Genomic DNA, 12,580 nt, shown 5'->3' with positions numbered 1-12,580 from the left:
ATATATGTTTAAACAATTATCAACGATATTAGGCTGCATGACGCTGGCGGTATATTGCCACGCACAGGAGACTTTCCCGAGAAACGGCGCCTACGATGAAAGGACGGGACGCTACGCTTTCACAAATGCGACGATCGTCGTGGATCCGAAAACTACGATCGAGAATGCCACAATGCTGATCGAAGACGGGGTGATCCGGGAAACGGGTAAGCAGGTGAAAATCCCCGCCGGTACGGTTACAGTCGATCTGAAAGGGAAATTCATTTATGCATCGCTCATCGAGCTGGATTCGGATTACGGAATGCCGGAGGTGAGAAGGGCGCAAGGTGGCGGTGGCCGGCAAACCCCTCAGCTGGAATCGAACAAGAAAGGTGCATTTGGCTGGAACCAGGCCATTCAGCCCGAGACGGATGCCGGTACTCTTTTCACACCCGACTCCAAAAAAGCAGGCGATTTGCGGAAGATCGGTTTCGGTACCGTGCTGGTGCATTCGCACGACGGCATTGTGCGCGGAAGCGGCGCGCTTGTGACCCTTACCGACGAACCGGCTAACAAAGCGATGCTGAATGGCAAAGCGTCGGCCCATTTCTCTTTTGGAAAAGGGAGTTCATCGCAGACCTACCCGTCGTCGGGAATGGGCGTGGTGGCACTTTTGAGACAAAACTATTACGATGCCGACTGGTACGCGAAAGGCGGAAACAAAAAGGAAACCAACCTGTCGCTTGAAGCATTCAACCAGATCAAAGCGCTGCCTTCATTCTTTGAAGCAGGCGATAAATACAGCATTCTGCGGGCTGACAAGGTCGGGGATGAGTTTGGAATACAATACATTATCCGTGGAGGAGGGGACGAGTATCAGCGCATTCAGGAGATTAAGGCCAGTAAGGCAACGCTGGTGTTACCGCTGGTATTCCCGGATGCCTACGATGTGACCGACCCCTGGGATGCGGAAGTGGTAACCATGAGCCAGCTGAAACACTGGGAACTGGCGCCACGTAATGCCTCGGAAGTTGCGAAGGCGGAAATTCCTTTTGCATTGACTACCGCGGGATTGCGGAATAAGACTGATTTCTGGAAAAATCTGCGGACAGCCATTGAATATGGTTTGCCGAAAGAAAGAGCACTGGCAGCGCTCACAACCCTGCCTGCATCGTTGGTCAAGGCCGATAACAAGATCGGAAGCTTGAAATCGGGAATGCTTGCCAACTTCATCATCACTTCGGGGGACCTGTTTTCGAAAGACAACATCATCTACGAAAACTGGATACAGGGCAAGAAATTCGTGTTAACGACATTGGATGCACCGGATATCAGAGGCACTTACTCGCTGTCGCTGAACAACCAGCCAGCCGGAAAGTTACAGATTACCGGATCGCCGGAGAAGCCCGAGTATAAGATCACCGTGCAGGATTCGATCAAGATCACTCCCAAGGCTATCCTGGCGAATGCACTGCTTACATTGAGCTACCAGCAAGACAAAAAAGTGGGCGGCACGACGCGCCTCACAGGCTGGCTGAGCGGAAATGGGTTCAGTGGAGAAGGTGTGCTGCCTGATGGCACCGTTATTCCATGGAGCGCCGCGCTTACGGAAAAGAACACAACAGTGGCTGCCGCTGATACCACCAAGCCGAAAAGCAAAGAAACGGGGCCGATTGTGTATCCTTTTGTAGGTTACGGAAATGAAACATTGCCTGCGAAAGAAACGGTACTGATCAAAAATGCGACGATCTGGACCAACGAAAAAGAAGGTATTCTGCAAAATGCCGATGTGATTGTTCAGAATGGCAAAATTACCAAAGTGGGGAAGGGCCTCGCTGCACCATCGGAAGCGAGAACGATCGATGGGACTGGTAAGCACCTTACGAGTGGCATTATCGACGAGCATTCGCATATCGCGCTTTTCAGCATTAACGAAGGCGGGCAATCCAGCTCGGCGGAGGTGCGGATGAGCGACGTGATCAATCCGGACGATATCAACATTTACCGGCAACTGGCGGGTGGGGTTACGGCCTCGCATTTGCTCCACGGCTCGGCAAACTCGATCGGCGGACAAAGCGCGATGATCAAGCTGAAATGGGGTGCAAGCCAATCGGAAATGCTGATTCCGCAGGTGAAAACCATCAAGTTTGCATTGGGTGAAAACGTGAAGCAGTCGAACTGGGGCGACGTGCAGCGCGTACGCTTCCCGCAGACGCGTATGGGTGTGGAGCAAATTTATTTCGACCATTTCCTGCGTGCGAAAGAGTATGCCGCCAGTTGGAAGAGCTACAATGCAAATGCTAAAAAGACGAACATAGCACCGCCTCGCCGCGATATCGAACTCGATGCGCTTGCGGAGATCCTCGGTAACGAGCGCCTCATCACCTGCCATTCCTATGTGCAATCGGAGATCAATATGCTCATGCACGTAGCAGATTCGCTCAAATTCCGGATCAATACATTTACCCACATTCTGGAAGGTTATAAACTCGCCGACGGTATGCAGAAACGCGGCATTGGCGGTTCGACATTTGCCGACTGGTGGGCATACAAAATGGAGGTGAAAGAAGCGATTCCGTATAATGCCGCATTAATGTACCATGAAGGTGTGACGGTAGCCATTAACTCCGACGATGCCGAAATGGCCCGCCGCCTGAATCAGGAAGCGGCCAAAACTGTCGAGTATGGCGGTGTGCCGGAAGAGGAAGCCTGGAAAATGGTGACTTTGAACCCTGCCAAACTGTTGCATGTCGACGACCGGATGGGAAGCGTGAAAGCCGGCAAGGATGCCGACCTGGTACTCTGGAATGCGAGCCCGCTTTCAGTATATGCAAGGCCCGATTTCACGATGGTAGAAGGTGCCATTTATTTTGACCGCAAAAAGGATGAAGAGAAACAGAAATCCATTGCCGTGGAACGCGAAAGATTGATCCAGAAAATGCTGGGTGAAAAAGCGGAGGGCAAGCCTACGCAAAAGCCGGAAGCGACGAAGCCGCATATGTGGCATTGCGAAGATGTAGTGGGGATCCACGCAGAGCATGTAGATATCCACGCTGGTAAATAACTGTTTCGGGACATTCAAATTGATTTTTATGAAAAGATATACACTGATCGCCGGCCTTTTGCTGGGACTGACAGCCGGAACGCAAGCGCAAAATCCGGCACCGGCCAAGCCGCAAACCAAGCCGGTAGTGCTAACGGGTGCTACCATCCACGTCGGAAACGGCGAGGTGATCCAGAATGGCGCCATTGCGTTCGACAAGGGCATTATCACGCAGGTAGGACCGGCGGCTTCGGTAACAAGCCCCTCGGGTGCCGAAACCGTAGATGTGAAGGGAAAACACATTTTCCCAGGCCTGATTTCTCTGAATACGACTGTCGGATTGCAGGAAATCGCTTCGGTAAGAGCTACCCTTGACTACTTCGAAGTCGGTGAGATCAACCCTCACGTGCGCGCGCTTGTGGCTTACAATACCGATTCGGAAGTGATCCCGACATTGCGGGGTAATGGTATCCTGGTTTCGCAGGCAGTGCCGCAAGGCGGCGCGATCTCGGGCTCGTCATCCGTTTTTTACAGCGACGGATGGAACTGGGAAGATGCGGTACTGAAAAAGGATGATGGTATCTGGCTAAGCTGGCCCGCTTTTCTGGCAGGGAATTTCGATAACGAGACGTTTACGTATTCTATCAAACGGAACGAGAAGCGTCAGGAAGTAATTGACCTCTTCAAAAGGACATTCGCGGAGGCAAAAGCTTATGCGGAAATTGCTAATCCAAGCCCGGTAAACCTCCGCCTCGAAGCGATGAAACCCCTTTTCGCAGGTACGGCCAACCTCTACATCCGTGCCGACTACGCGAAGGACATTATCGAATCCATTCGTTTTGCACAGGAAGCGGGTGTGAAGAAGATCGTCATTGCCGGTGGTAATGAGTCCTATAAAGTGACCACATTTTTGAAGGAAAATCAGGTTCCGGTCATCATCAATACCACGCACAGGCTTCCCGAGGGTGTGGATGAAAACGTTTATCTTCCCTACGAGCTGCCCGGGCTGCTTCACAAGGCAGGCGTAAAAGTAGCAATCACCTACGCCGACGAATGGTGGCGCACGCGCAACCTGGGCTTTCTGGCTGGTACTGCCTCCGGTTTCAGCGGCGTAGCGCCCGAAGAAGCGTTGCAGTTTGTAACAAGAAATGCAGCCGACATTATCGGTGCGGGTCAACATGTAGGGACGCTCGAAAAGGGCAAGCAAGCTTCATTGCTCGTTTCCGACGGTGATATCCTCGACATGCGTGGTAATATGATTCAGGCAGCCTATATCCGCGGCGGGAAAGTCAATCTGGATGACAAGCAGAAGCGACTTTATGAGAAATACAAGGATAAATACGGGAAGAAGTAAGTCAGGAAGTCAATAGGTCAGAAATTGTAAAAGCCATCCGTTACAAAACGGATGGCTTTTGTTTTTAGTGATTTGGATTGACGTACTTCAAAATATCAACCTTGCCAAAATCTCTGTCATTGTCTGCTATCAATGTCAAATTGTTGACAATTGCGGTTGCGGCGATAAATGCGTCCGGAAGCTTTAAGCGGTATTTCTTTCGAATTACGATGGTCTGGTCTATGATGTCGCGGTTTAGATCAAGCACAACGGAGCCTTTTATAAAAGCCTCATAAATATCCTTATCAGCGGCATCGGTAGGTTCCCAAACACGCAACTCAATCTCTGTAATCAGCGAGATGATCGATTCGTCGTCTATAATTCCGTCCATTAGAATTAATCCGGGCGGAGGCAACGTGGCGTTCAGATACTTAATAACAGCGCTTGTGTCGATCAAATATCTCTTCTCCATTCATTTCTCAGTGTGTTCAGTTGTGAATCAATCTCCTGCTCCGTCATCGGCGACTTGATTTGTTTTCGCAACGCAGATAGCGGTGACCGGTTCCGGATCACTTTGATCAAATGCATTTCCTCCATATCCAATAGAAGTTTCAACGCTTTATCGTCCGTGATTTCTATTTCAATGGTTTTCATAATCCGACCAGTTTGTTTCAAAAATCAATTTACAAAAATACAATCAACTTTCCCCAACCAGGTAAATCCCGTCATCGGTAATGCGGATAATGCCCTGCTTGTACAATCCGCCAATCGCTTTTTTGAATACTTTCTTGCTGATTTTAAGTCTGTTATAAATATCCTCAGGCGATGAGCTGTCGGAAAGGTTCAGGAAACCCTTGCCTTTTTTTACTTCTTCCAGGATTTGCTTCGCCACCGGCTCTACCACCTCATAGCCGGTCTTTTGGAGACTGATATCCAGCTTATTCTCCTCGCGGATTTTTTTGACATAACCTTTCAGAGAATCGCCGATTTGCAGCGGCTGGAATACCTCGTTGGCGTAAATAAGACCCTTGTGGTATTGATTCACGACTACATTATAGCCGAGATCGGTTTTCTGCCAGACGAGCAAATCCACTTCATCGCCTTCCGCTACGGTGAGCCGCTCGCTTTCAAGGAATTTATCGATTTTGGCGGAGGCCAGCAGGCGTTGCGATTTCTGATCGAGGTAGAGGAACACGACGTGCCATTCGCCAATCTCCATGGGCTTCGGCTGTTCGCGGAACGGTACGAAAAGATCTTTAATGAGGCCCCAATCGAGGAATGCGCCGTATTCGGAAACATCTTTCACTTCCAGGAATGCAAACTCGTTGCGGATGATTTTGGGTGTCTGCGTGGTCGCCACCGGCCGGTCTTCCGAATCGAGGTACACGAACACCTTGATCTGGTCGCCGACTTGCATGTCGTCCGTGATATATTGGTTGGGAAGCAGCACTTCTTCACCCTCCACATCGCTCAGGAACATCCCTACGCTGGTAACCCGCTCGATGGTCAGGTAATTGTATTTTCCTATAAATAGCATTATTCAAATAACGAGGTTCGGATACAAAGGTAGCGCTTTCGCATCGATTTACTCTTCATCGTTCATTTCACGTTGCTTATCCATATTCTGTTTCTCTTTCGAACGGTTCAGGCGATAGGATAATGTGACCAGAAACTGCCGCGGGCGCCATTGGAATACCGAATAGGAATAATAGCCGGCATTTTCGGTAATGCTCCGGCGCTTTTGCGAATTGAGCAAATCCCGGACGCTCGCGGTGATCGTACCGCGACCTTTCAGGATGTCTTTGGATAAGCCAAGGTCAATAAAATAGATCGATAAATCCTTGCCTTGTGTGGTACGCCTTGGAGCACGGTAATTGAGCGAGGATTGAAAATCCACCGAACCGAACAGGGTAACGCGTGAGGATAACCGGCTGGTCCAGGAATAAGTATCGCTTTGGTACAGTTTGTCATTGTAATAACCCTCGTTCATTGCTCTGAAAACATTGGCATTGGCAGTCAGCTTCCACCACGGTGCAGGATCGTAGGTAAAGTTAAATTCAAAGCCATAAGAATCGCCTGTGGAGAGGTTAATGGGGGTGATAGTGGTAAAACCAGTGGAGTCGACGGACGTGATATTCTCCACGACGCCCAGCCTGCGACGGTAGTAAATGCTCGAAAGCAGCGTGCCCTTGTTCATATTCAGCAAATGTCCGGCTTCGAATGAATGCGTGAATTCGGGGTTCAAAAGCGGGTTACCTGCGCGGAAAACACGGGAATCGCTGAAATTGGAGAAGGGAAGCAGGTCTCGGAAATTCGGGCGGCTGAGGCGGTAGCTGTAACTGAGTTGTAATGTCTGGGCATCTTCCAGCTTGTACGATAAGTGAATGCTTGGAAAGAGGTTGAAATACTGCCGGTGATTGGTTTGGGCTGTTTTTTTGAGTTCGGTTAAAATGTCGGTGTACTCGCCACGTAAGCCAGCCTGCACGAAAACCTTCCCGAACTGATTACTGGCCATCAGGTAGGCAGCGTGGATTTTCTCATCGTATGCCAGCCGGTTGTCATAATCGGGCAATATCACCCAATAATCGGGTTCTAATTGCTGATGGACTGAGAAATCGTTATCCAGCAGCCTGACGGACGTTTTCAGACCTGCTTCCAGCTTACCATCCTTGCCCAGCGGGTGAATGTAATCCAGCTGGGCGAGGAAGTTCTTCTCATCTTCGGTATTATACGACCTCTGACGGGTATCGACGGTGAGGTTATCGGCGACTTCGTGGTATTGCGATGCTTCCGTTTCGTCGCTGAGAATGTATTTTGCATCGAATGTCAGGCTCTGTCCCTTCCTTTCGAAAGTCTTCCGGTAATTCAATGCGGCTTCGATGTTCGTCCGCGGCTCTGTCTCGTCCTCGCTGCGCGTAACCGTGCGTGTCAGGATGTTGTTCATGTCAAAATCCCGGTATTCAAGCCGCGATTTGTTGTCGTTTTGCGATTTGCGGACAGATAGCGTTGCAGTAATGGTGTTTTGGTTGTTCAGAAAATAATCCAGGCCCACGCGGACATTGTTCGAATAGCCTGCACGGTTACGCCGGTTGGTTTGCTCGTATACGAAACTGGTATCCGCGCTGTTATATTCCTGCCTCGAATGCCCGCGGCCGGGGCCATCGCGGTACATGAAGCCGTAGTTGGCGATCAGGTTGATCTTTTTCTTCCGGTAGTTAACATTGAACGAAGCCCCGAAATTGGAAGGGTAGCCAGCTGTCCCCGTGAACGTGCCATTCAGCCCGTACCGGATGTTTTTCTTCATAACAATATTCAAAATGCCCACCTCGCCCTCGGCATCGTAACGCGACGACGGGTTGGTAATAATCTCTACGCTCTCGATCAAATCCGCCGGAATCTGTCGCAATGCCTCGGCGGGATTGAGGCCCACCATACCCGACTGCTTGCCGTCGATCAGGATACGCACATTACCGCTGCCGCGAAGGGCCACATTACCTTCCACATCGACTGTCACCGAGGGCATATTATTGAGAATGTCCGACGCATTACCGCCGATATTGGCCAGGTCTTTGCCCACGTTGAAGACCCGCTTGTCTAGTTGCAGGTCCATTTGGCTCTTTTCGCCCTGTACCACGAGTTCATCGAGCAGGCGTGAGTTGGATGAGAGAGTGATCGTGCCTAGTGCCACCGGCTGTGCTGCCACACGGATGCTGGGGATAATCTTCTCATCCATGGCCAGAAAGGTGATTTTTATGAGATAGCTACCGGGTTCCGCAGGGATAGTGAAAAGCCCGTTTTCATCCGCAGTACCGCCGCCGATCAATGAGGAATCTTTCGCGGCAAGGAGTGCCACATTCGCAAAGGGTACCGGCTTTTTTTCAGAATCTTCGAGCTTGCCGGTAATAGGGTAGGTTGCCGAGGGTTCGTCCTGGGCATAGAGGTAAATGCACAGGAAATTGAGAAGTGAAGCGATGAGCAGTATTTTCTTCATGGCGGCACGGGCCATATCACCAGCGGGGGCTGGCATATGTGAGGTTGAAGGTGAGCCGGTTAGATTAAAAAGTCGGAGGAAGGTTTAATGACTTTTTAATCTTGCATGAAAAAAATGTGTGCCATCTAGCTAGTGTTGTGTAATACCTGCCTGGCTCAACGCTTGTGCCTTTTGAAGCGCTTCCATACTTCCGATATCGATCCAGTACCCCGATGTCTGAGGAATGCCCGCAACCTTCAAGTTCGCATGCAGCGCCGATTGGATGAGTTGCCAGCCTTCATAAGGAATGCCCTTGGGCAGGAGGTTGAGCGTATTTCGGTTAAACATATAGACCCCTGAATTGATCATAAACTCGTAGTCCGGCTTTTCGACAAAGGCCCTGACATGGCCGTCGGTAGCCATATCGAGCACACCATAGGGTATTTTGACGACGTTTGATACGGTCAAAATAGCCATATCTGCCTTTCGGGAGAAATACTCCGTGCACAGGTTCCGGACATCGAAATTGGAATACAGGTCTCCGTTAATTACCAAAAAATGCTCATGCGGCCAGCGCTGTTTCAGCGTCAAAGCGCCAATGCTACCCATCGGACTGCGCTCCTGAATATACCGGACCGAAATGCCGAATTCGTTCCCATCGCCGAGGTAACTAGTCAGTTGTTCCGCCAGATGCCCTACCGAAATGTGGATTTCCCGGAAGCCCGATACAGTCAAATGGTCGATTAAGTGCCGGATAATAGGCTTGTCACCCACCGTAATGAGCGATTTGTGCGTGTTGTCGGTCAGGGGTTTCAGGCGGGTACCTTTGCCGCCCGCCATAATGATGATATTTACAGGCCATTGGCCCGTTTCAGCGGTCCGCAGCATATTGCCTAGTTTTTAATCGTGACATTCAAAAAGCTTCCGATGACCTGACTGACCCTTTGCAGCTGATCGTCGGTAATCGACGTCGAGCAAGGTAGCATGATACCGCGCCTGGACACTTCGGAGGCAACACTGTTATGGGTGATATACAAATCCTCCCGAAATACCGGAAGCTCGTGAATGGGTGTCCACAGTGGCCTTGCTTCGATATTCTCGGCAGTTAATGCTGCGATCAGGCTTCGGCTTTCGTTCACCAGCATGGCGGAATGCCAATAGTTGGAATCGGTGCCGGGCGTTAATTGCTGAAATGTAACTTCGTAATCCGCGAATGCCTCGCGATAATGTGCGGCGACCTCTTTTTTCCTTTGTAGAAAATCAGGTAATTGCTCCATTTGCGCACAGCCTATCGCCGCAAGCGGGTTCACGAGCCTGAAATTGTAGCCAAGCGCGTCGTGAATGTATTCGGTTGCGTGGCTTTTGGCCTGGGTAATGAGGTGTCGTGCGCGTTTCGCCAATAGCCCGCTTTGGGTCAGGATGGCACCGCCGCCGGCAGTGGTAATGATTTTATTACTGTTAAAACTCATTGTCCCCAGTAAGCCGGTCGTCCCCGAATGTCGGCCGTTTTGGAATGATCCCAGCGAGCATGCGGCATCTTCCACCACGGCCAATGCAAATTGCTTCGCAATACCATTGAGTTGTTCCATTTCGCAAACATTTCCCAGGAGATGCACAGGTACCACCGCTTTTATGCGTCGGCCGCTTTCGCGGTGAAAACAGCCCGCGTTGTTTTGGTAGGTCTCGTTTTGCAAGAAACTTTGTAATAAGTCGAGATCCATCAACCAAGTACGTGCATCGACATCAATCATGACCGGTTTTGCGCCGAGGTATTTTACGGCATTCGCCGTAGCCACGAATGTCAGGTCGGGGACGAGTACCAGGTCCCCTTTTTCCACACCGGCGAGCGTGAGCGCTACCTGCAACGCGCTCGTGCCGTTGCACACGCCTATTGCATGCGCTACGCCTGTGTAGTCGGCCAACTGCTGCTCGAAGCGACGCAGGAAACTGCCGCCCGACAGCCAGTTGGAATCCACGGCTTCGGCCATGTATTGCTTTTCGTGCCCATTCAAATTAGGCTCGCAGAGGGGGATCACAGGGGGCCTAAATGTTTCCATAGCGCGCATTCATCGGTTCGCTGATCACCTGTTCGCGGAATAGCGAGGCTATTTCCGTGATGCCGTTCGGGACGGTTTTGGAAATAGTGAAACCGAGTATGTTTTTGATTTTATCACAATTCACCTTGTAATCGCGGGGATCGGTGACTACCGGGTGGTAATTCACTTTGAGCGAAGGGATGGCCTTGCCGATTTCCGCAGCCAGCATTTTCTTGGTATAGTTCTGCGAAGTGTCGCCCACATTGAATGCTTCTCCGTCGACCTTCTCGTGATCGGCCATGAGGGCGATTTTTACCGAGCGGGCGAGGTCGCTCACATGGCAATAGGGCCGCCAGAAGTTTTCGCCGTAGATCAGCAACGGTTTTCCCAAAGCAGCATCCCGAGTGAATTCGTTGACGGTGAGGTCAAAACGAGGCCGTGGCGATATACCGTAAACCGTGGAAAAACGAAGAATAGTGCGTGTGATAGTGCTGTTTCTCTGTTTAAGCAGGTATTTTTCAAAGTTTACCTTGGTCTCGGAATACAACGAAATGGGGTTCAGCTCAGCGGTTTCATCCAGCAGTGCATCGGCGACGGCCATTTTACCATAATTACTGCAAGTGGAAGCAAACACAAACCGCTCGATCCCGGCCTCTTCACAAAGCTCGTACAGGCGTACGGACGCGTGCCAGTTCACTTCCAGCGCCAGTACCGGATATTTCTTGCAAGGCGGCTCACCGACGATCGCCGCAAGATGGCATACATAATCCACGCCATTTAATGCTGTACGGATATCGTCGTCGTTTCGCAGATCGCCTTTGATAAAGCGGAATGCGGGGTTTCCCCAAAAACTCAGCAGCGATTCGCCACCGAATGAAAGGTTATCGAGTACGACCACCCGAAACTGATCCTCCAACAGGATTCGGACCAGCTCGGAGCCGATGTAGCCTGCACCGCCTGTTACCAGCACGGTTTTGGCTTGTTGCTTAGTCATATGCAGATACTTTATGAAAAGATTGAATAAGTTCTTCCGTGATGATATCTGGTGACCATTGATCGATGATCGCCTTGCCGTTGGCACCCATTTGCCTGAATTTTTCGGGATGGCTCATAAACCATAGTAGTTTATTGGCAAATTCTTCTTGATTGGAAGGGTCGAACCGGAAGCCATTGAGGCCGTCGATGACGAGGTCGGTGGCGCTTCCGCACCGTTCCGACACGAGCACGGGCATAGCGTAGACCATCGCTTCATTAGTCAGAAAGCCGAATGGCTCGAATGTACTCGGCAGCACGGCCACGTCGGCCAGCGTGTACCGAACAGGTACCTCGTACCATTCGCAGGGCTCCATCCAATGCACTTGTTCACAGCCCAGCGAGCGAACTAGTTCTTGTAGCCGTGGTTTCTGTCTTCCCTCACCGCTGAGGATCAATCCCCATTCCTTGCCAATCTCCGAGCGATTTTTGGCTTCATGAAAGGCCCTGATCAGCATGTCGAGATTTTTGCGCTCTACAAAACGGCCCGCGTACAGGAAGTTGTAGCGAGGCAGGCCGGCTTCTGCTTTCCTGCGGTCGCGCGACGCCAGTTCGCGCGTGAAGATTTCGAGCAAGGCATCGTTATCAACACCCACGTTTTTGGTGCTGAGAATGCGTTCACGGCTCACGTCCAGTTTCAGGGCATATTCGGCGGCCTTCTGTCCGAGGCAGACCAACGCATCGCATTGACCGAGGAATACCTTTTTCAGGCGCTCCTTCCACCAAACTCTGCGCCGGCTGATTTCGCTGCTTTCGAAATCGAGCACCACTTTTATTTTTCTGATTTTACAGTAAGCCAACACAAACCAGTAAGAGGGGTCGTAGTAGCCATTGAGGTAAACAATTCCGGGCTGGTGATGGCGAAGTGTGGCGAGTAACTTTTGTGTTTTTTGAATATGTCCGATCTGTTCGACGGCCTTGCCGGGAAACAGTACTTCGTAAGGATAGGTATGAATGCTGAGATCGGTTTTAAGACCGAGTCGGCTCAGCTCGCTGAAAGCCAGTTGCAGTACAAAAAAGTCGTGACCTTCCTGTTGCAACCGATGATGAAGTTCGGTGAAAATCTTGGCCTTGTAGTGCGACCAGAGGATATTATGGATAGCCAGTACCTTCATTGATGTCCGATTTCAGTCTCAAAAAGGCCGCGCTTTTCGGCCTTTACACTTTCGACAGGACTGTTAGGGAAA

General features: G+C 50.7%; 10 protein-coding genes. 2 read left to right on the top strand and 8 right to left on the bottom strand.

The features are described from left to right. Positions 1-4 precede the first annotated feature (4 nt). Both J2Y43_RS02105 and J2Y43_RS02100 read left to right on the top strand, forming a co-directional pair. The gene (locus J2Y43_RS02105; protein WP_309981464.1) at positions 5-3,043 is read left to right on the top strand and encodes an amidohydrolase family protein; all 3,039 of its coding nucleotides are present in this window, start codon (positions 5-7) and stop codon (positions 3,041-3,043) included. 28 nt (positions 3,044-3,071) lie between these two features. After that, complete coding sequence (locus J2Y43_RS02100; protein ID WP_309981465.1) at positions 3,072-4,376, top strand: amidohydrolase family protein; 1,305 nt, start codon at positions 3,072-3,074, stop codon at positions 4,374-4,376. 64 nt (positions 4,377-4,440) lie between these two features. Here the strand turns inward: J2Y43_RS02100 and J2Y43_RS02095 are convergent, their stop codons facing one another. The 8 genes from J2Y43_RS02095 to J2Y43_RS02060 all read right to left on the bottom strand — a co-directional run bounded on the left by J2Y43_RS02095 (position 4,441) and on the right by J2Y43_RS02060 (position 12,508). Next, the gene (locus J2Y43_RS02095; RefSeq protein WP_309981466.1) at positions 4,441-4,827 is read right to left on the bottom strand and encodes a type II toxin-antitoxin system VapC family toxin; all 387 of its coding nucleotides are present in this window, start codon (positions 4,825-4,827) and stop codon (positions 4,441-4,443) included. Continuing rightward, positions 4,809-5,009: a hypothetical protein gene (locus tag J2Y43_RS02090; RefSeq protein ID WP_309981467.1), complete on the bottom strand. Its 201-nt coding sequence runs from the start codon at positions 5,007-5,009 to the stop codon at positions 4,809-4,811. The genes J2Y43_RS02095 and J2Y43_RS02090 overlap by 19 nt, the downstream gene beginning before the upstream one ends. A gap of 43 nt (positions 5,010-5,052) precedes the next feature. Beyond that, the gene (locus J2Y43_RS02085) at positions 5,053-5,892 is read right to left on the bottom strand and encodes a S1-like domain-containing RNA-binding protein (protein WP_309981468.1); all 840 of its coding nucleotides are present in this window, start codon (positions 5,890-5,892) and stop codon (positions 5,053-5,055) included. Between the two features lie 48 nt (positions 5,893-5,940). Further along, complete coding sequence (locus tag J2Y43_RS02080) at positions 5,941-8,382, bottom strand: TonB-dependent receptor domain-containing protein (RefSeq protein WP_309981469.1); 2,442 nt, start codon at positions 8,380-8,382, stop codon at positions 5,941-5,943. Positions 8,383-8,475: 93 nt separating this feature from the next. Beyond that, entirely contained in the window at positions 8,476-9,213 is a 738-nt protein-coding gene (locus J2Y43_RS02075; RefSeq protein WP_309981470.1) for a sugar phosphate nucleotidyltransferase, read from the bottom strand. 5 nt (positions 9,214-9,218) lie between these two features. Beyond that, positions 9,219-10,382, bottom strand: coding sequence for a LegC family aminotransferase (locus tag J2Y43_RS02070; RefSeq protein WP_309981471.1), 1,164 nt, complete (start codon positions 10,380-10,382; stop codon positions 9,219-9,221). Further along, entirely contained in the window at positions 10,369-11,355 is a 987-nt protein-coding gene (locus J2Y43_RS02065; RefSeq protein ID WP_309981472.1) for an NAD-dependent epimerase/dehydratase family protein, read from the bottom strand. The genes J2Y43_RS02070 and J2Y43_RS02065 overlap by 14 nt, the downstream gene beginning before the upstream one ends. Next, positions 11,348-12,508 carry a glycosyltransferase family 4 protein gene (locus tag J2Y43_RS02060; protein WP_309981473.1) on the bottom strand — a complete coding sequence of 387 codons (1,161 nt, stop codon included), beginning with the start codon at positions 12,506-12,508 and terminating at the stop codon, positions 11,348-11,350. The genes J2Y43_RS02065 and J2Y43_RS02060 overlap by 8 nt, the downstream gene beginning before the upstream one ends. Between the last annotated feature and the right edge of the window lie 72 nt (positions 12,509-12,580).

Source organism: Dyadobacter sp. BE31 (assembly GCF_031457695.1).
Lineage (GTDB): Bacteria > Bacteroidota > Bacteroidia > Cytophagales > Spirosomataceae > Dyadobacter.
The sequence above is the reverse complement of the archived record's forward strand: the minus strand, read 5'-3'. Positions and strand labels throughout refer to the sequence as shown.

Excerpts from the sequence above, each read along its gene's own strand:
- J2Y43_RS02105 (WP_309981464.1), top strand. The coding sequence starts at position 5 with ATGTTTAAACAATTATCAACGATATTAGGCTGCATGACGCTGGCGGTA.
- J2Y43_RS02100 (WP_309981465.1), top strand. The coding sequence starts at position 3,072 with ATGAAAAGATATACACTGATCGCCGGCCTTTTGCTGGGACTGACAGCC.
- J2Y43_RS02095 (WP_309981466.1), bottom strand. The coding sequence starts at position 4,827 with ATGGAGAAGAGATATTTGATCGACACAAGCGCTGTTATTAAGTATCTG.
- J2Y43_RS02090 (WP_309981467.1), bottom strand. The coding sequence starts at position 5,009 with ATGAAAACCATTGAAATAGAAATCACGGACGATAAAGCGTTGAAACTT.
- J2Y43_RS02085 (WP_309981468.1), bottom strand. The coding sequence starts at position 5,892 with ATGCTATTTATAGGAAAATACAATTACCTGACCATCGAGCGGGTTACC.
- J2Y43_RS02080 (WP_309981469.1), bottom strand. The coding sequence starts at position 8,382 with ATGCCAGCCCCCGCTGGTGATATGGCCCGTGCCGCCATGAAGAAAATA.
- J2Y43_RS02075 (WP_309981470.1), bottom strand. The coding sequence starts at position 9,213 with ATGCTGCGGACCGCTGAAACGGGCCAATGGCCTGTAAATATCATCATT.
- J2Y43_RS02070 (WP_309981471.1), bottom strand. The coding sequence starts at position 10,382 with ATGGAAACATTTAGGCCCCCTGTGATCCCCCTCTGCGAGCCTAATTTG.
- J2Y43_RS02065 (WP_309981472.1), bottom strand. The coding sequence starts at position 11,355 with ATGACTAAGCAACAAGCCAAAACCGTGCTGGTAACAGGCGGTGCAGGC.
- J2Y43_RS02060 (WP_309981473.1), bottom strand. The coding sequence starts at position 12,508 with ATGAAGGTACTGGCTATCCATAATATCCTCTGGTCGCACTACAAGGCC.